Genomic DNA, 17219 nt, shown 5'->3' on the forward strand with positions numbered 1-17219 from the left:
TTGCTTTTCGCCAGTCGGTGAGCGGTTCTAAAAACACTTCTGTACCGAGATAGGTTTCCAAAATTGCCCAGTTCTCAGCCAGAGGCATGTCAGGATCTAGCACGTCAAAGACAAACGAGCCGCCGGGTTTGAGAACACGCTTGACTTCGGTTAAGACGGTTTCCCAGTAGTCGATCGAGTAGTAACAACTAAATCCTGTGGCGATCGCCAGATCAAACTGACTTGCTTCGTAATGCAGCTCGTGGGCAGCTCCCAGGGTCACGCCTTTGAAGAGTTTGGAGTTTAACTGTGGCCCTCTAGCAACCAGAAGATCACGGGCGATCGTGCTGATTTCTTGCCCATAAAAAAACGCCTCCCAGTCTCGCCAGGGGTAAATCAAAAAACTCACCCCACAGCCAATATCCAGGCAGCGCTGATTTTTTTGCGGCTTTGCCAGTTGCCAAAAGGGAGAAGTCGTTTTTGACTGCAAAATGCCCGAAGTCCGTTCGAGAAAGATGGGCATCGCCTTGACTTCATCTGGCAGATCAAACGGTTCTCCCCGGTAGTCTTGATTAAAGCGATCGGCAACCGCCGTAATTTGAGTTTGCCAATCTTGAAATCGATCTTGTTTCAAGTGCCTAACCTTTCAGTGCTTTGGTGAAGTTTTGGCGATAGGACTTGCTGATCAGCAACACCGGCCACAACAACGATAGGTATAGCTTACCTTCGTTAAAGTTTGTCCGCCGAAATCCTTTCCAAAACTTCCAAGCGCCATACGCATAGCCTACCAACGCAACCAGCAGTAAAAGTTTCATTTCCTGAGCCTCGATCGTACAAACAACACCGCAATGATGCGATTACTCAAGATTCTAGCAATCGATCGGGCGATGGGTGGTCAAATCAATTTCATTGAAGCAATCCAGGGGCGTGATTAAAGAATTGTTAGCGGAACTGTCTGAGAAAACGATCGCACGTTCAAATTAGATTAAGGAAATTAAGAAATCTTCTTACAATTCTCACACACGCTGATCGAGAAAAATTGACACGATGCATCCGTAGGACACCGACTCTCAACCGTGGGAAGTGCTAGTGTGGCAAGTGTCAGGAGAATTGCTCCCCGTTTCCTGATGCCCCCGATTTCGTCTAATTACATCGTCGCGGGTGCCCCACAGATGAGAGCAACCACAGCAAACAGCAAGGAGACCGTATGCGTGCAGTGTTGATGGCAGGTGGATCAGGAACGCGACTCCGCCCCCTTACCTGTGACCTGCCCAAACCGATGGTGCCGATTCTCAATCGCCCGATCGCAGAACACATTATTAATTTGCTGAAGCGCCATCGGATTCGAGAAATTATCGCGACGCTGCACTATTTGCCGGATGTGATGCGCGACTATTTTCAAGATGGCAGTGAGTTTGGGGTGCAGATGACCTACGCTGTCGAAGAAGACCAACCCCTGGGTACGGCAGGCTGTGTCAAAAATGTCGCAGAACTGCTAGACGGCACGTTTTTGGTGATCAGCGGAGACAGCATTACAGACTTTGATCTGACGGCCGCCATTGAGTTTCATCATCGCAATCACTCTAAAGCGACGTTGGTTTTGACGCGGGTGCACAATCCGATCGACTTTGGGGTCGTGATCACTGACGAAAACGATCGCATTCGGCGATTTTTAGAAAAGCCCTCGACCAGCGAAATCTTCTCAGATACGGTCAACACGGGCATTTACATTCTGGAACCTGAAGTTCTCGATTATCTGCCCTTCAATGAGGAAGCCGATTTTTCTAAAGATCTGTTTCCCCTGATGCTCGAAAAAGATGAGCCGATGTATGGCTACATTGCCGAGGGATATTGGTGCGATGTGGGTCATCTGGATGCTTATCGAGAAGCGCAATATGACGGGCTGCGGCAAAAAGTGACGCTCAACTTTCCGTATCCAGAACGATCGCCCGGTCTCTGGGTGGGAGAAAACACGTTCATCGATCCAACTGCCCATATCGAAACGCCTGCCATTATTGGCAACAACTGCCGCATTGGGCAAAGAGTTCAAATTGAAGCAGGAACGGCGATCGGAGACAATGTGACGATCGGAGCCGACGCAGACCTCAAGCGTCCGATTATCTGGAATGGCGTGATGATTGGCGAAGAAGTGCATTTGCGGGCCTGTGTGATCGCGCGCGGGTCACGAGTCGATCGTCGCGCCCATGTCTTAGAAGGAGCCGTCGTCGGGCCGCTGTCGAGTGTAGGTGAGGAGTCTCAAGTGAGTCCCAATGTGAGAATCTGGCCGAGCAAGCATGTCGAACCGGGTGCCACGCTCAACAGTAATTTAATTTGGGGCTATGCGGCTCATCGCAATCTCTTTGGTCAGCGAGGTGTTTCGGGGTTGGCGAACGTCGATATCATTCCAGAATTTGCGGTGAAATTGGGAGCGGCGTATGGTTCGACCTTGAAACCGGGGGCACAGGTGACGGTCTCGCGCGATCAGCGACCAATTTCGAGAATGGTGTCACGATCGCTGATTGCAGGTCTGATGTCAGTGGGCGTGAGTGTGCAAAATTTGGAGGCGACTTCGATTCCTGTAGCGCGATCGATTGTCCCGACGCTGGAAGTCGTTGGTGGCATTCATGTGCGGGTGCATCCCGATCGCTCGGATCATCTGCTGATTGAATTCTTCGATCGCAAAGGTATCAATATTTCTAAAGGAGCCGAGAAGAAGATCGAAGGCGCGTTCTTTAAGGAAGATTTTCGACGGGCGCAAATTCAAGAAATTGGCAATGTGGTGAATGTCAATCAAGCGATCGACCTTTACAGCCGAGGGTTTGAGAAGCATCTGAATACTCAAGCCATTCAGCACAGCAGTTCTAAAGTCGTGATCGATTATGCTTATGCGGTGTCTGGTGCAGTGTTGCCCCAACTGTTAGCGAAATATGGCTGTGATGCCGTCGTATTGAATGCAAGTTTGACACAAACCGCCCCGACAGCAGCCGATCGTGAAGGCTTGCTCAATCAGCTAGGGCATGTGGTCGAAGCGCTAAAAGCGACTTTTGGAGTGCAGGTTTCAGCCAATGGTGAGCAGCTTGTTTTGGTTGATGAGACGGGCAATCCGATTCGGGGTGAAACGCTGACGGCTTTGATGGTCGATATGGTGTTGACGGCGCATCCGAGAGGGACGGTGGTCGTTCCAGTTCATGCGTCCAGCGCGGTGGAACTGATTGCCCGTCGCCACGATGGTAAAGTGCTGAGAACCAAAGCCAACCCGACCGCTTTGATGGAGACCTGCCACACCAATTCCAACACGGTTGTGGGTGGCAGTGGCGAAATGGGATTCATCTTTCCTCAACTGCATCCTGGCTTTGACGCGATGTTTTGCATTGCCAAACTGATTGAGATGCTGTCTCTCCAAGAGCGAACTCTGGCTCAGATTCGCGCTGAGTGCCCCCGCATTTCTCACAAAACCTATTCTGTGCGCTGCCCGTGGACGGTGAAAGGCGCGCTGATGCGGCATTTGGTCGAAAGTCATCCCGTTGAAAATCTAGAACTGATTGACGGCGTAAAGATTTTTAATCATCAGCATGATAGTTGGGTGCTGATTCTCCCCGATGCGGGTGAGCCATTGATTCACATTTATGCCAATAGCCACGATCGCGGCTGGGTCGATGAAACCCTTCGAGAATACCGTCTGCGCGTCCAAGATTTTGTCTACGAAGAACAAGGAGTCGATGAACGCCGAGCCGAGCGAGTTTGAGAAAAAACTTCAAAAACCAATATCCACGAATCTATCAAAGCAATTCTTTCATCCCTCCTCGCGAAGCGGATTACCCCCAAAGGGGAAACAGATCATCGAAGTTCTCCCTCATCCCTTCTTGTACGGAGATTTCAACCCAAATCGGTAGCTCGACCGAACCTGGAAGAAGGTCGTTTTTGATATGTTAGTAGTGCAACTGGAGATAAAATCTCGACAAAACTATAGTGAAGTACATTAATCGTTAAAGGGGTAGAGACTGGTGGCAGCAACCGACTTCAAAGACTATTACACGATTTTGGGCGTGAGCAAGACTGCCAGTGCAGATGACATCAAGAAGGCATTTCGCAAGCTGGCGCGACAATATCACCCTGATTTGAATCCTGGCGATAAGGCGGCAGAGGCTCGCTTTAAAGAAGTCAACGAGGCTTATGAGGTGCTGTCAGACGGCGACAAGCGCAAAAAATATGATCAGTTTGGACAATATTGGCAGCAAGCCGATCGAGCCGGAGCCAGCCCCGGAAGAGGACGATCGCCCTTCAATACAACGCCGGGATTTGATGAATTTGAGTTTGGCCGCTACGGCAGTTTTGACGAATTTATCAACGATCTGCTGGGGCGGATGGGCAACAACAGCACGACCGGATATGGGCGCACAGCAGATCCTTTTAGCGGCTATCGTACGGCTCCTTCGGGCGCAGGTTCGACCGCCGATATGGGGGCAAATCTCGACACCGAGGCCTCTGTAAAATTGACTTTGGGAGAAGCTTTTAACGGCACTCAGAAACGATTTGCGATTGGCAACGAAACGATCGAGGTACGCATTCCCCCTGGTGCCAAAGCGGGGACGAGAATTCGGGTACGGGGCAAAGGTCGCTTTAGTCCTCACTATACGAGTCAGCGCGGCGACTTATATCTGACCGTCGAACTTACGCCCCATCCATTCTTTCAGTTTGACGGCGACAACTTGACCTGTGAGGTGGCGATCGCCCCTGATGAGGCCGTCTTAGGCGCACAGATTGAAGTGCCAACGCCCGATGGACTGGTGAAGGTGAACGTTCCGGCGGGGATTCGATCGGGACAATCGCTGCGGCTGAGAGGGAAAGGCTGGAAAAGTCCGAAGGGCGATCGGAGTGATCAGATGGTCAAGATTACGATCGTACCGCCCAAAGAATTGAGTCCTGTTGAGCGCGAATATTACGAGAAAATTCGGGATGGTCGTAGCTATGACCCGCGTGCAAATCTCAAAGGCGTTCAGCTTTAGATCAAATCCGTTGCTTAAATTCGCTTACGGGTTAGTGAAAATCTGAATGATTACCTTTAAGCGATCGTTGCATTAACTGCCAGCCAAACAAAACGACAAAGGCAGGGTTGTTGAGGAGATAGCGTTTCCAGAGGCGGCGTGGTTCTGTAACTAAGCGATAAAGCCACTCTAAGCCGAGGCGCATCATCCAGCGGGGAGCCTGCGACACTTCGCCACTGTGAAAACTAAAGGCGGCCCCGACTCCAATCATCACGGCTTGCAGTTGACCTTGCTGTTTTGCCATCCATTCTTCTTGTTTGGGGCAACCGAGCGCGACCAATACGACCGAAGCACCAGACGCATGAATGCGATCGCGATCCGCCATTTCTTCGGCAGGAGTCAGGGCGCGAAAGGGAGGCGCATAGCTTCCAGCAATTTGTAAGGTGGGAAACTGCTGCTGTAAGTTGGATTTAAGTTTATCTAAAGTGGCTTCTGTGGTGCCGTAGAGGTAGATAGATAGATTAGATTGAGCGGCACGATCGCACCATTTCAACATTAAGTCGGGGCCATAAACTCTGGTTTGTTGAGAATTTTGTAAGAGTCGTAAGCCCCACACTAAAGGCATTCCATCGGGTGTAATGAGAGCCGCTTTATTCACAATTTGTTGATAAGATCTGCGCCAATAGGCTGTCATAACTACATGCACATTTGCCGCCACGATGTAGCAGGAAGTCTTTTGAATCGCCCACTTTTGAATGCGATCGCACGCTTCTGAATAATCTACACAGTCGAGGCGAGTTCCTAAGATTTTGGTCATGAAACCATTTGATAAGCTTGCTCTGTCAGTTGGGCAATGCGCTGCCAGGTATAACGTTCTGTGACTTTACGTTGTCCAGCTTCTCCCATTTTTTGAGCTTGAGTTGGGTTAGATAAAAGGTGACAGATGTGATCGGCAATTTGGTGAGCTTCCTGATCTACAAGATAGCCATCCACACCATCTGAAATCACTTCTGAAACCGCCGGGATCGGACACCCAATCACGGGTTTTCCAAAACTCCAGGCTTCGGTATAAACGCCCCCAAAACTCTCTTGAGTAGAAGGAACACAAAGTAACGTGCAGGCTGCGATCGCGTTGGTTTTTTCCTGCAAATCAACTTTACCCAAACGATGGATTCTAGGGTCATCAAATTCTCGAAAAACTTGCTCAGACTGTTTGACTGCCGGCCCGACAAAAACAAACTGCGCTTCGGGGATTTTTTGCCAAACGAGCTTTGCAGATTCTAATACGTGACGATAACCTTTGTAGGCATAGTGCTGTCCGAGAAAAAGAACGATCGGTGCTTTTAAGGAATGCTTTTTTTGGAAGGCGATCGCATCGGCATCAGGGGCTAAAACTGACCCCATTCCAGTTACTGCAATTCGGTTCTCTTGAACTCCTAATTCCATTAAGATCTGTTTTTCTGCCTGAGTCAGAGCAATCACGATATCCGCCAATTTATAGAGTTTTAAGTAGGCTTTATATCGCCATCCAATCCAGCGAGGATGATGAACTGGAGTCAAGACAAACGGTAAGTTTCTGTGTTTTGCTGTCTGAAATGATGCATAGCTTAATCCTTCTCGTCCAATCCGAACGTTGTGAATCAGATCGACATCTGCGTATCGAGTTAAATGCTGCTCTAAACAAGTAGAAATGTTTGGTAGTGCAAGACTCATTAAAGGATAATAAATTGGTACGATCGGAGCCAGTTTTAGCTTTTCCCAATTCGATAACCCCAATCGATGTACTGGAATGTTATCTATCACGTAATCACGGCTATTTCGGGGTGCATTCAGAGTTGTTCCTAATAGCCAATCGGTGCGATTTTGATCCCAATGGCTGACCACTTGAATGGTGTGGCGATCGCTCAACTGTTGGGCTACTTTGTGTTGATGAAGTTGGGCCCCTCCGATGTAAGGAGGATAGGCAGTCAACGTATAAAGCAATCGCATAATTCTATCTATTTTGAGGAATTATTTATCGCAATTTGATAGACTTCAGCAGTTTGTTCTGCACATTTTTTCCAGCTAAACTGACTGGCTCTTTGTAGAGATTTTTGTGACATTTCGATTCTCAGTTCTGTGCTGTTGAGAACTTTTGAAAGCGCCTGACAAAGCTCGTCCTCTTGATGGGGATCGATCATGATTCCAGCCTCGCCTACAACTTCAGGTAAAGAGCTTGTATTGGAAGTAATCACAGGCGTTCCACACTGCATGGCTTCAAGCGGCGGCAAGCCAAATCCCTCGTAGAGAGAAGGGTAAGCAAAAACAGACGCACCGCTATAAATCGCGCTCAAATCTTCATCAGGAATGTAGCCTGTAAGAATAATTCGCGATCGCAGTTTTGGATCAACGTCAGGCAGTGATTCAAAGATGCGATCGTACTTCCAACCTAGCGTTCCGACTAGAACCAAACAAGTGTCTTGATTGTGAGTTTCCTGAATATATCTGAGAAATCCTCTCACCAGGAAATCCAAATTTTTGCGCGGTTCAAGGGTCGCTAAACTTAAAATATAGGGACTTTTGGGAATCTGATATTTTTGGGTTGTGAGAGCGATCGTCGCATCATCCACAACTGGGTAAAATGCCTCAGATGCAGCTAATGGAACTACAAAAACGCGATCGGGATTCATTGAAGAAATCTCACAGAAATCTTGTTTAGTCGCTTCTGAAATACAGATTACATAATCCCGATCCTTTCTAATTCGAGCAATTGCATTACTTAAATGTCTAGATTCTCGATACTTAAAATATTGAGGAAATTTAATCGGAATCAAATCATACATTGTAAAAATGCAGGGCTTTGATTGAGTAAATTCTAAATTGCCAACTTTGAAGAATGGAAAGTGGAATAAATCAATGTCTGTGAACTGAAGTTGGGGGGGGAATAAGCGCTCGATCGGAAACGTTGAAAACTTTCTTGCAACTTTGTTAATTAAAGTTCGGCTCGTGGTTCGCTTCCAGTTAAAATCAACTAGCTTTTTTTCTGCCTTGTAGATTAGAGAAGTATAAGACTTTGGAGGAAAGGGAAGGCTAAATTGTTCAGTATGCTTTGGGTAAAGGTGTTGTACAAATTGTAAGGCGGCTGCCATTTCCCAATAGGCTCTACAAGAAGTTAGGGTGAGGTCAAGATTGCCAATCTGCAAAAGATATTTGAGGTTCTCATCAATTACTCGAAAAATACCTGTGCGAGAACGCTGATTAAAATGACTAATTCCTAACACAGAAATGTCGTAAGCGACCCGATATTTCATATTAAACTTCGACTTTTATAAGAAGATAATTAAAGATCAACGATCGCAACCAGAGAAGAATGAAACTCTAAATCAGATTGCTTCATAGTCAATAAGAGAGCCTTGATTAAAAATGCAACAAGACTTCTAACAGCATAGCTAAAAGAAAACCTCCTTTCTCCTTTGATTAGTTCAGAACACAAATACCGAATTGGAACTCGAATTTCACCAGAGATTTTGAATGGTGAATTGGTCACAGTTCTAATAAGCTTCTCCAGAGACTCTGCGTTATAGTACCTCAAATGAGTAGAATCTTGATACGTAAGTAAAGTCAAATTACACTTCTGAAAAAGCGAGTAATTCTCATGGGGAACTGTAATAATTAAACGTCGTTTTGTGACTCGAACTAACTCTTTAAGCGCAGTCAGATCATCAACATGTTCCAGCACGTCAAAACAGTAAGTAGAGTCAAAATAATTGTCTTCAAAAGGCAAGTCTGTGATGTCTGCCTGCTTATAAAAATGCCGTTGATCGACCGGAATCGTTTCTAAAAATTCAAGCATTTTATCCACTCCCGTCACATCAAATCCCTTGGCTCTTAGATATTCTGAGTAAGCACCACCTGCACATCCAGCATCTAGAAACAGATTGCCCAAAAGATAGCGATCGAGATGAGCAACTCTTTCTGAGTTTAGTTCACCTGTGATTGAAGACCACTGAAATTTTCGAGCATTCTCAAGCGAATAAGCGTCCAATGCACCGTCTCCTAATGATTGTCTATTAGTTTAAAGTCAGATCTCAGCTTTTGAAGAATTTTTAGCGTATGAGTTCCAATAATTCCGATTGGAAATACTAGCAAACAAATCGCTGTTGCCCAACAAACTCCGGCAACGCCAAGCAGATGTCCAAGCGCGATCGACAAAACAATATTAGTCACGCCTCCTGCCAGTCCAAAAATGACTTGAGACTTTATGATACCCATTCCATTAAGCACTGTTCCGATGCAGTGACCGACTGCCAATAGCACGCTTGTGACGACCATTGCCGCGACTAATGAAGTATCGATCGTCACTGTTTCATTAAGCCAAATAAAAATAATATTGTTTGTAAATGCGGCAAGCATTAGTCCCATCGAAATTGACCAGAGCAATGATAAAACGATCGTTTTTTTAAACGTTTGAATAATCCAGGAAATGTCTCTTCTAGAAAACGCTTCGCTGTAGGCGGGCCACAACGGAAATAAGAAAGCTGTTTGAATCGTTCCTAATAAGCCAAATAGCTTAAGAATGGTTCCATAAGTCGCAACTTTTTCTGCACCAAACAATTGGGCAACAATGATCAGATCGGTCTGAAAAAAAATGATGGAACTGATTTGAATCACCCAAAATTGCAGGCCTGTTTTGAGCAACCATTGAGCTTGTTTCTGACTAAACGCAGACAGTCGAGGACGCAGCGATCGCCATCTCCAACCAAAAACATGCACCGTCGCTAACAAATCGCCCAGCAAGGATGTGCCAAAAAATACGATTACAAGCTGCGGTAGCCCGACTTGAAACTGAATCGCCACCACGAGAGCCGTCACCGAGGCCAGACTACCCAACCCACCCCAAGCTTGATAAAAATAGCCTTCTTGATAAGCGGTGTAGATTCGTCCAGCGACCGAGAGGGGCAAGCGCAAAATAAAGCCAGCAAAAAACGCGATCGCCGCCCAACCCACTTCAGATTTTGCTTGAGCAGACGTGACGTTAAACAGCCGATCCCACTGTACCCAGGGGTGAACCATAAAGAAGATTAGCGTCAGAGCGATCGCCATCCCAACCATTAGCCAAAATGCGCTAGAAACGGCCTGCTTTGCCTGCGGGGAGTCGGGACGATCGGCTGACAAAACGTTAGTCAAGCTATTAGCTAATCCCAGATCAGTCAGACTGACCCAACTGAGCAACATGCTCAACGTCAGCCACAACCCAAATCGCTCTGTTCCCAAATAATGAGCAGTCAGCGGAATCGAGAGCAAATTAGCCCCCATCGAAACCCCTCGCACCGCCAGCGTCGTTACCCCAGTGAGAGTCGCGCGACGAATTCTCTGCTGCCCGTCTGGGTCTGGTTTCTTGAGGAATTTCGGCACTGCACCCATGATGCGAGATTAGACACTCCTCCCAGTATCTACCATTTGTCTACCTGAACACTGGGTCTGAGACTGGTTAAGTCGGCAATATTTCGCAGCATCGTTTCACAAATCGTATCCAGCGGTAGATCATTGGGATCGCGCCCAAACGGATTTTCGATTTCGATGCCAATTTCCTCAATCCCAAACAGCGTAAAGCTAATCAGCACCACAACGGGGCAAGTCCACCAAACTAAATTACCCACCATTTGAAAGGGCAGAGACAGGCAATAAAGCAAAAGTAATTGTTTGAGATGAATCGCGTAGGCTAGAGGCATGGGGGTTTTGAGAATGCGTTCACAACCGCCCAATTGATCCACCAAACTATCTAACAGTTCGTGCATCGCGGTCAGTTGATGAATGTTGAGACGATCGCGCTCATGCTGCAATTGCAAATAGTCGCCCAACCAGAAGGCAACTTTGAGCGGTGGGTTATTCATTCTTTTTAGTTTCTCAAATTGCTCAGGGGAAACTAATTGCTCAACTTCATGATTGACCGCCTCCTGACGCAAATGCAATTTTGTCACCACCGCAAACGCCACAATTAAATTCAAAGCCGCCAGTTTTGCAGTACGATCGCCCGTCTCTTTTTCTTCCACCACAATCCAGATGCGTCGTGCCAGGTTTCGCACACAGTTAATGATTTTGCCCCAACATTTTCGACCTTCCCAGTAGCGATCGTAGGCAGTATTGGTGCGAAATACTAACAGCAACCCCAGCACAATATTAGGGATCAAACTAGCCAAAAATGGCAGTGAAACAGGATATTTGTAGTGGTGAAATACGGTGATCACTAGCCCAAACAGCCCGCAAAAGATAGACCGGGGCAAAACAGACAAAATAATCGAGCCTTTTAGCTGCAAGGCAAGCTGCAACCAGCGGCGTTTTTCTAAACTCATTACATGGAATCGGTGGACGGCAGTTTGCTAGGAAGTGGGAGCATGGCACAAGTCCTGGATTCCCTAATTTTTGGAAGCACTAACGGTCAATCAACGCCGAACTTTGCCCGTAAACCCGGCTGCCTTAAATTGAGTGAGCTTGAGCGGGGTGGGCTGATTGGCGGCGACGGTGATTCTCAGTTCAAAATCGCTGACTCCGGGAGGCACTTCTTCGATCGACCCCAGACGAGTCCGATTTTGCATCACTGAGTCGTTGTTTGCGTCGTAGATGCGCCCAAAAATGTCTGCATTGACCACAGGTTTGTTGGTAGAGTTTTCGGCTTTGCCCGTGACGATGAAGCAGTTTGCCGCGCGTGAAGTGCCTCCGCTGCTGACGGTTCCGGCTCCGACCTCAGTTGGGCACTCGTGATAAGACAGGTCAAATAGTTTGATTTGAGTCAGGGCAAACGCATCCGGCGACCCTCCCAAAATCCACAGAAAGGCCGAAAGAACGACAACAACCAAAGCTCGAAATTGCATAACGCTACCCACTGCGATCGACTCACGCACATTATCAACCGCTTTGAGGTCAGTTGCATCACTCTTCCCAATAAAAAACCGGCCTTTACGACCGGATTCGAGAAGATTTGGAAGGGATGAGAGAAATCAGGCGATCGCTGCCACACTCACAAACTGCACCCACAGCAGATCAAATTCATCTTCTAAAAACCTGCCTGATTGACCCTTCTCTGGGCACGATCGCTAAAACAAATAAGCTGTAATTCAAATAAATATTGTTAAAAATCTCGTCAAGAATGGCTGCGCCACTGAGACTCCAGCATAGCAATTTGTTGCAGCAAAAGAACAGTACGTTGGTAAGCGCGACGTTTTCGATACCAGGAAAATCCCAGGGCAAAACCGAGCGGCAAAACTAGAGCCAGCATTCCCAACAAGGTTGTCGAGGGGCCGACTTGTCCGGTTTGAGACGCTGGATTGGGGTTAGGGAGATCTGAAGGACAGGTGGAAGACTGCATTGCTTTACTCTTGTAGAAATTAGTGATTTGGGTTGATCGATCGTCGGTCGAGAAAACAGGCGAAACCGCTACCAAGAGACTGAACTCTTTGACCCCATCTTATGTCTTGGGATAGATCTGTAGCGAAAGTAACAGAAATTTCTTTATAACAGTGCACTAGTACCTTTCTCACAAAAAAAGGGGCGGACACTTGGCCCACCCCGCAGGAGGAGATGTCTCTTAAATTTGTTCTGTAGGCTTACGTTTGGGTTGTCGTTGTTCCTACCGATAAAGACATCTTCAATGCTTGAGGATGACTTTCCTGATCAAAATTGTCCAGTTTCAAGACTTTGCCTGACTAGTTTTGCTGATTGTCCATTACAAAGTCGGGCTGGTTGCTGCCTGGTGCCCGCCAGTCCTCGTTTTCACCGCCAATAATCAGTTGCTCGATCGTCACATAATCCTGACTAAGCTGTCGAATTGAGTTGATGAGAATGTCAAGCGCGATCGCGTCACTCGTCCCCAAGTCAAACCAGCAGCGTCCCCAATAGCCTTCATACTCAAACTCGCCCATGTTGTGCATCAAGGCGACCAGCGTATTTGTAGAAGCATCTTCGTCGTAGGTCATGTAGCTGATTTCTAGCCCCACATCTTGAACTTGCAGACTTTCGGCATTAAAGCCGCCCAGCTTTCCTAAAAAGAACCAGGATGTAAAAAGTTCTTCAACGTACTGCTTCTCCATCTCAGAGGGCACCGTACTGAACTCAACCCAAATCCAAACGTTAAAGGGATCAAATTCTCGAAATTGTATTTGCATAACTTCGGATTGCTGTCGGTAAGGGGCAATTGTAAAACATGAATTTCAGTTCTTCATTATCCATTCTGCACAAACCCCAACCTCAGCGCTTTTCTCACCGCCCTTTGTTTTGTAAACGCTGCTGGGTGCGATCGAATTCGCGTTGAATCTGTTTGACCACTCCTTGAGGAAGCTGTTCTTTTTGATTGAGTGCCTTTTGAAAGAACGCCACGCTGTCTTTGTTGTTGCCTTGACGCACGAGAATTTGAGCTTTGAGATAGCTGAGTTCGGGATTAGTTGGGGCGGCAGCGATCGCTCGATTGATGGCAACCAAAGCTTTATCTAGTTGGTTCATATCTCGATAGCCTATTGCCAATCCGCGATCGGCTAAATATCGAGGACTGGCGTATCTTTCTAGTCGCTCGATCGCCTGACCTGGATTAGACAGCGGCAAACTCACATTCACAGCCAGCAGCAACTCGATATAGCCTTTGATGAGGTTGAGTTCTGGGTCTTGGGGAGCAATTTTTTCAGCATCGTCCAGATTTTTGAATGCCTGCTGAATTCTTCCTAACGCCTGGGGGGTGCCGCGCACTAAGCCCTGAGTGCCGATCACGTAGCCCAGTTCGATGAAGTTGCTAACGGCGAGGTAGAGATTGCCCCGAAGCGGATCGGTTTTGAGCAAACGATCGGCGGCTTCCCGCGTTTTACCAGCACTGGTTTTGAGTAGATCGATCGCCGCTTGTTTTTTCTGCGGATCGGTTTCACCCTGAAAATTGTTGTAGGCCATCGCTGCCTGTAGCGCATAGGCTAACGGTTCATCGGGTTCAGCTTGTCTGAGAAAGGTTTCGGCTGCTTTATAGTTGCCCTGCTCAAAAACGGCTTTAAAGGCAGCTTCGGTCTTGTCTCCGATCGGACGGGGGTTCGTCGTTCTAAACGGATCTTTGGCAAAAGATGGCGTAATCCAAAGGCTCATGGCGATCGCCGTCGCGCCCATTACCCGCCCCAGTTGTTTGGGATTAACCCAGGAATAAATCGGCCCACAGGGAAAATCAAGCATAAGTTCTGTTCTCTAAAGGACGGTGAGGAAGTCAGTTTGCGACGACAATTTAATTTTGCCATCCAGAAAATGTAATAGTTGCTTGACGAACTTCCTTATTTCAAGTTCCACTTTGGCGTTTGAACTCCGGACTCTAGAGTTCATCCCTGGTGATCATGTCGGATGTGAGGGATTTGGGTAAACTAGCGATCGATATGCCAGAATGCTGAGTACAAATTCTTTAGTCCGACCAGACTTTTCACCCTCTTGAGTACCGTCCTGAATGCTCTATCTTCGTGACCTCTCCTATCATCCGCCTGCCAGTCAAACGGCGATTCTCAAATCGATCAACCTTGAAATCGCTCCTCAGCAGTTAGGGCTAATTATCGGGCCCAGCGGATCAGGAAAAAGCACCCTCCTAGAGATTTTGTCAGGACTGGCAGAACCCACCAGCGGCAGCATTTTTTGGCGAGAACAAGAACTCAACTTTCTCCACCTTCAACAGTTGAGCGGCCTCGTCTTTCAGTTTCCAGAACGTCATTTTTGCGGCGGCACCCTGCTAGAAGAACTGCGGCTTGGTCATCCCGAACTTGGCTCAGAACGGATTCATGAAGCGTTAGCATCCGTTTCGCTCGACCACTTGCCTCTAAAAACAGCGCCTCATTCTCTCAGTGGTGGACAACAAAGACGACTCGCCCTCGCCGTACAATTGATCCGTCAGCCCAACCTCTTGCTGCTTGACGAACCGACCGCCGGGCTTGATTGGTCAATGCGACAACAGTTGGTCAATCTGCTGTCCAAACTCAAACAACAGTGGAGCCTCCTTGTGGTGTCTCATGATGCAGGAGATATGTTGGCGATCGCCGATCGCTGCTGGACACTTCAACAGGGCGAGTTAAATGAAATCGACCCCGAAAAGTTAAAGGCAAATGAGCCGCAGTTGATTTCTTAGCAGGGATGAGGGATGAGGGATGAGGGATGAGGGATGAGGGATGAAGTGGAGACATCTAAGTTGCCGGAGATGTCTGATTTGTGGCGTGAAACGTTGGGGTGGCAGCCTGATGTAAGCCAACAAGAGCAGTTTCAGCGCTTTTATGAGTTGATTTTGACGGCGAATCAGCAGTTTAATTTGACACGGATCACAGCGCCTTCAGAATTTTGGGAAAAACATTTGTGGGACTCGCTGGTGGGTGTTGCTCAGTTTCTGGGTGGGACTTCTACAGGGTTTGACGTGATCGATGTTGGCACGGGGGCCGGGTTTCCGGGGGTGCCGATCGCGATCGTTCGTCCTGATTGGCATCTGACGCTGCTCGACTCGACGCGCAAAAAAATTACGTTTGTCCAGGAGAGTGTCAAAACTTTGGGATTGGAGAACGTGAATGTGTGGGTCGATCGGGCTGAACAAGTCGGACAACTTCGCCAACATCGAGAACACTACGATTTAGCCTTGATTCGGGCGGTGGCTTCCGCTTCGGTGTGTGCAGAATATACGTTGCCGCTTCTAAAATTGGGAGGACTAGCCGTTCTCTATCGCGGTCAGTGGACAGAAGAAGAGGCTGAAAATTTGCAGGTCGCCGTGGAACAGTTAGGAGGAGCGATCGAGCCTTCTGAAAAGCTGCTCACGCCGTTGACTCAGAGTGTCCGTCACTGTCTCTACCTGCGAAAAGTCGCCCCTACTTCGGCCAGCTTCCCTCGTGCTACGGGCATTCCGACGCAAACGCCGCTGTGAGTGAGGGGTGAGGCGTGAATTCGGTGAAGTTCTTTTGCTTCGCTGTTCAGCACTTCTGCCCCCAATCTGCCAATACCTAATCTGCCAATACTTTGAAGCACAGATTAAAACTTCGGCGTTGCTGATCGGAGGGATGAATCTGTGGGAAGTGTCCATCTTTTCGCCCCCTAAATCCCCCATTCTGGGGGACTTTGAACATTGGGGTTCCCGCCGCTTTGAGGCAATTCCTCCCCTGATTCAGCAACGCCAAAACTTCTTCTGTCTCATCCCTCATCCCTCCTCGCGAAGCGGATTACCCCCAAAGGGCAGCAGATCATCGAAGTTCTCCCTCATCCCTTCCGCCCGCTCTCTCTGCTGAAACTCTGTCCAAGAGCTTGTCAGATCATCGGGAGCCGGGTGTCTTGTATCGTAAATGGCGATTACATTGGTGAGTTCACGACCTGCGGGACGCAAAATCCGACCGCCGTGGGCCAACCCTACCGAGGAGCCACCGTCTAGATTCATCGCTTCGTGACAGCCGATCGCTTGCATAATTGCCGCTTCTTTTTTGAGCGAAACTGGAGTCAGGAAGGTGACTAAAAAAAGCCGTTTGCCTCGTTCTGGAAAGCCGATCGCCGATCGTACAGCGACTCCCATCACATTTGGGTCGGTAAATCCTTCTCGTTTGGGGTTGACCGAGATTTTGCCTTTTTTGAGCAGTCTCGGCCCTGCTGTTAGCGAAAACCAGTGCTGATCCCAGGTTGGTTTGCCTTCGACTCTGGCGGTGATCATTTCAGGTCGATTGCCCGATCGCAGTCCGAGGGTTGTTCCATAATTTTCCCAGGGGCTGTACTTGAGAAACCTGCCGCCAGATACTAAGTTGCCCATGACTCGCTTTTGAGCGTCGGTGCTAAAAAAGGTGCCGCTGGCGGTGATTGCGGCTTGCTGACGGCGCACTAGTCCGATAAACGGCTCATCACCCTGGGTCGATCGCGCACTGTTGGCTTGTTTGGCACGATTGGCTAAACCCACGCTGATAAAAGTTTTGGGATCAGTCAGATCTACGATCGTAATATAAAGCGGAACGCCAGCAATCTTGCGCTGAACGACAGAAATCGGTCGAGCGACAGGGGGAACGGGAGCAGGTTCTTCGGTGGTTTTGAGCGGCGGCGCTGGGAGAATCAGGATGTTGGCAGGAAGCAGCGAACTTAGCAAAAGGGTAGACCCCGTTGCGATCGACACACTGCCCAAGAAAGTGGATAGCCATTGAACGGCTCGTCGTCTACGATCGGATTTGATTCGACTCAGCATTAACGCTTTCTGAAACGCTCTGTTGATCATGCCTTGCTTCTTTAATCGCTCGAAGTCTATTAAAAAGATTTAACGGT

Annotated in this window: 18 protein-coding genes; 5 read left to right on the forward strand and 13 right to left on the reverse strand. The window is 48.1% G+C overall.

Annotated elements, in window-relative coordinates; all coding sequences use genetic code 11:
- Together ACKFKF_RS20255 and ACKFKF_RS20260 are read right to left on the reverse strand one after the other, a co-directional pair.
- Window positions 1–613 (reverse strand): class I SAM-dependent methyltransferase (locus tag ACKFKF_RS20255; protein WP_446869368.1); only part of this gene is annotated, 613 nt, incomplete at its 3' end.
- 4 nt (window positions 614–617) lie between these two features.
- Window positions 618–794: a hypothetical protein gene (locus ACKFKF_RS20260; protein ID WP_446857002.1), complete on the reverse strand. Its 177-nt coding sequence runs from the start codon at window positions 792–794 to the stop codon at window positions 618–620.
- Window positions 795–1186: 392 nt separating this feature from the next.
- On the opposite strand from ACKFKF_RS20260, the gene ACKFKF_RS20265 reads away from it, so the two are divergent.
- Entirely contained in the window at window positions 1187–3724 is a 2538-nt protein-coding gene (locus ACKFKF_RS20265) for a sugar phosphate nucleotidyltransferase (RefSeq protein ID WP_446869369.1), read from the forward strand.
- A gap of 259 nt (window positions 3725–3983) precedes the next feature.
- Entirely contained in the window at window positions 3984–4985 is a 1002-nt protein-coding gene (locus ACKFKF_RS20270) for a DnaJ C-terminal domain-containing protein (RefSeq protein ID WP_446869370.1), read from the forward strand.
- Window positions 4986–5016: 31 nt separating this feature from the next.
- Here ACKFKF_RS20270 and ACKFKF_RS20275 read toward each other — a convergent pair whose 3' ends face one another.
- From ACKFKF_RS20275 to ACKFKF_RS20305, 7 genes are all read right to left on the reverse strand, one after another.
- Window positions 5017–5781 (reverse strand): WecB/TagA/CpsF family glycosyltransferase, encoded by a 765-nt coding sequence (locus ACKFKF_RS20275; protein ID WP_446869371.1) that lies wholly within the window; start codon window positions 5779–5781, stop codon window positions 5017–5019.
- Entirely contained in the window at window positions 5778–6953 is a 1176-nt protein-coding gene (locus ACKFKF_RS20280; protein ID WP_446869372.1) for a glycosyltransferase family 4 protein, read from the reverse strand. Before ACKFKF_RS20280 ends, ACKFKF_RS20275 begins: the two co-directional genes overlap by 4 nt.
- Window positions 6954–6961: 8 nt before the next feature.
- Window positions 6962–8254 (reverse strand): glycosyltransferase family 4 protein, encoded by a 1293-nt coding sequence (locus tag ACKFKF_RS20285; RefSeq protein ID WP_446856997.1) that lies wholly within the window; start codon window positions 8252–8254, stop codon window positions 6962–6964.
- 29 nt (window positions 8255–8283) lie between these two features.
- Window positions 8284–8889, reverse strand: a complete 606-nt coding sequence (locus ACKFKF_RS20290) for a class I SAM-dependent methyltransferase (RefSeq protein ID WP_446869374.1) — start codon at window positions 8887–8889, stop codon at window positions 8284–8286.
- 110 nt (window positions 8890–8999) lie between these two features.
- A complete protein-coding gene (locus ACKFKF_RS20295) occupies window positions 9000–10367 on the reverse strand; it encodes a hypothetical protein (RefSeq protein WP_446869375.1) in 1368 nt (455 codons plus the stop codon).
- Between the two features lie 29 nt (window positions 10368–10396).
- Window positions 10397–11296 (reverse strand): bestrophin family protein, encoded by a 900-nt coding sequence (locus ACKFKF_RS20300; protein WP_446869377.1) that lies wholly within the window; start codon window positions 11294–11296, stop codon window positions 10397–10399.
- Between the two features lie 90 nt (window positions 11297–11386).
- Window positions 11387–11845 carry a hypothetical protein gene (locus ACKFKF_RS20305; protein WP_446869378.1) on the reverse strand — a complete coding sequence of 153 codons (459 nt, stop codon included), beginning with the start codon at window positions 11843–11845 and terminating at the stop codon, window positions 11387–11389.
- A gap of 86 nt (window positions 11846–11931) precedes the next feature.
- Here ACKFKF_RS20305 and ACKFKF_RS20310 point away from each other — a divergent pair, with 86 nt between their 5' ends.
- Window positions 11932–12057: a hypothetical protein gene (locus tag ACKFKF_RS20310; protein ID WP_446869379.1), complete on the forward strand. Its 126-nt coding sequence runs from the start codon at window positions 11932–11934 to the stop codon at window positions 12055–12057.
- A gap of 27 nt (window positions 12058–12084) precedes the next feature.
- On the opposite strand, the gene ACKFKF_RS20315 is transcribed toward ACKFKF_RS20310, so the two are convergent.
- The 3 genes from ACKFKF_RS20315 to ACKFKF_RS20325 form a co-directional block, all read right to left on the reverse strand.
- Window positions 12085–12309, reverse strand: coding sequence for a hypothetical protein (locus tag ACKFKF_RS20315; protein WP_446856992.1), 225 nt, complete (start codon window positions 12307–12309; stop codon window positions 12085–12087).
- 337 nt (window positions 12310–12646) lie between these two features.
- On the reverse strand, window positions 12647–13105 hold the full coding sequence (locus tag ACKFKF_RS20320) for a DUF3531 family protein (RefSeq protein WP_446869380.1): 459 nt from the start codon (window positions 13103–13105) through the stop codon (window positions 12647–12649).
- A 94-nt stretch (window positions 13106–13199) separates the two neighbouring features.
- Window positions 13200–14144 carry a Sll0314/Alr1548 family TPR repeat-containing protein gene (locus ACKFKF_RS20325; protein ID WP_446869381.1) on the reverse strand — a complete coding sequence of 315 codons (945 nt, stop codon included), beginning with the start codon at window positions 14142–14144 and terminating at the stop codon, window positions 13200–13202.
- 262 nt (window positions 14145–14406) lie between these two features.
- Between ACKFKF_RS20325 and ACKFKF_RS20330 the strand changes: the two genes are divergently transcribed.
- A complete protein-coding gene (locus ACKFKF_RS20330) occupies window positions 14407–15075 on the forward strand; it encodes an ABC transporter ATP-binding protein (protein ID WP_446856989.1) in 669 nt (222 codons plus the stop codon).
- A gap of 33 nt (window positions 15076–15108) precedes the next feature.
- The gene (gene rsmG / locus ACKFKF_RS20335; RefSeq protein ID WP_446869382.1) at window positions 15109–15852 is read left to right on the forward strand and encodes a 16S rRNA (guanine(527)-N(7))-methyltransferase RsmG; all 744 of its coding nucleotides are present in this window, start codon (window positions 15109–15111) and stop codon (window positions 15850–15852) included.
- A 270-nt stretch (window positions 15853–16122) separates the two neighbouring features.
- On the opposite strand, the gene ACKFKF_RS20340 is transcribed toward rsmG, so the two are convergent.
- The gene (locus ACKFKF_RS20340) at window positions 16123–17142 is read right to left on the reverse strand and encodes a phosphodiester glycosidase family protein (protein ID WP_446869383.1); all 1020 of its coding nucleotides are present in this window, start codon (window positions 17140–17142) and stop codon (window positions 16123–16125) included.
- Window positions 17143–17219 lie beyond the last annotated feature (77 nt).

The sequence above is a fragment of the Phormidesmis sp. 146-12 genome (assembly GCF_052939495.1).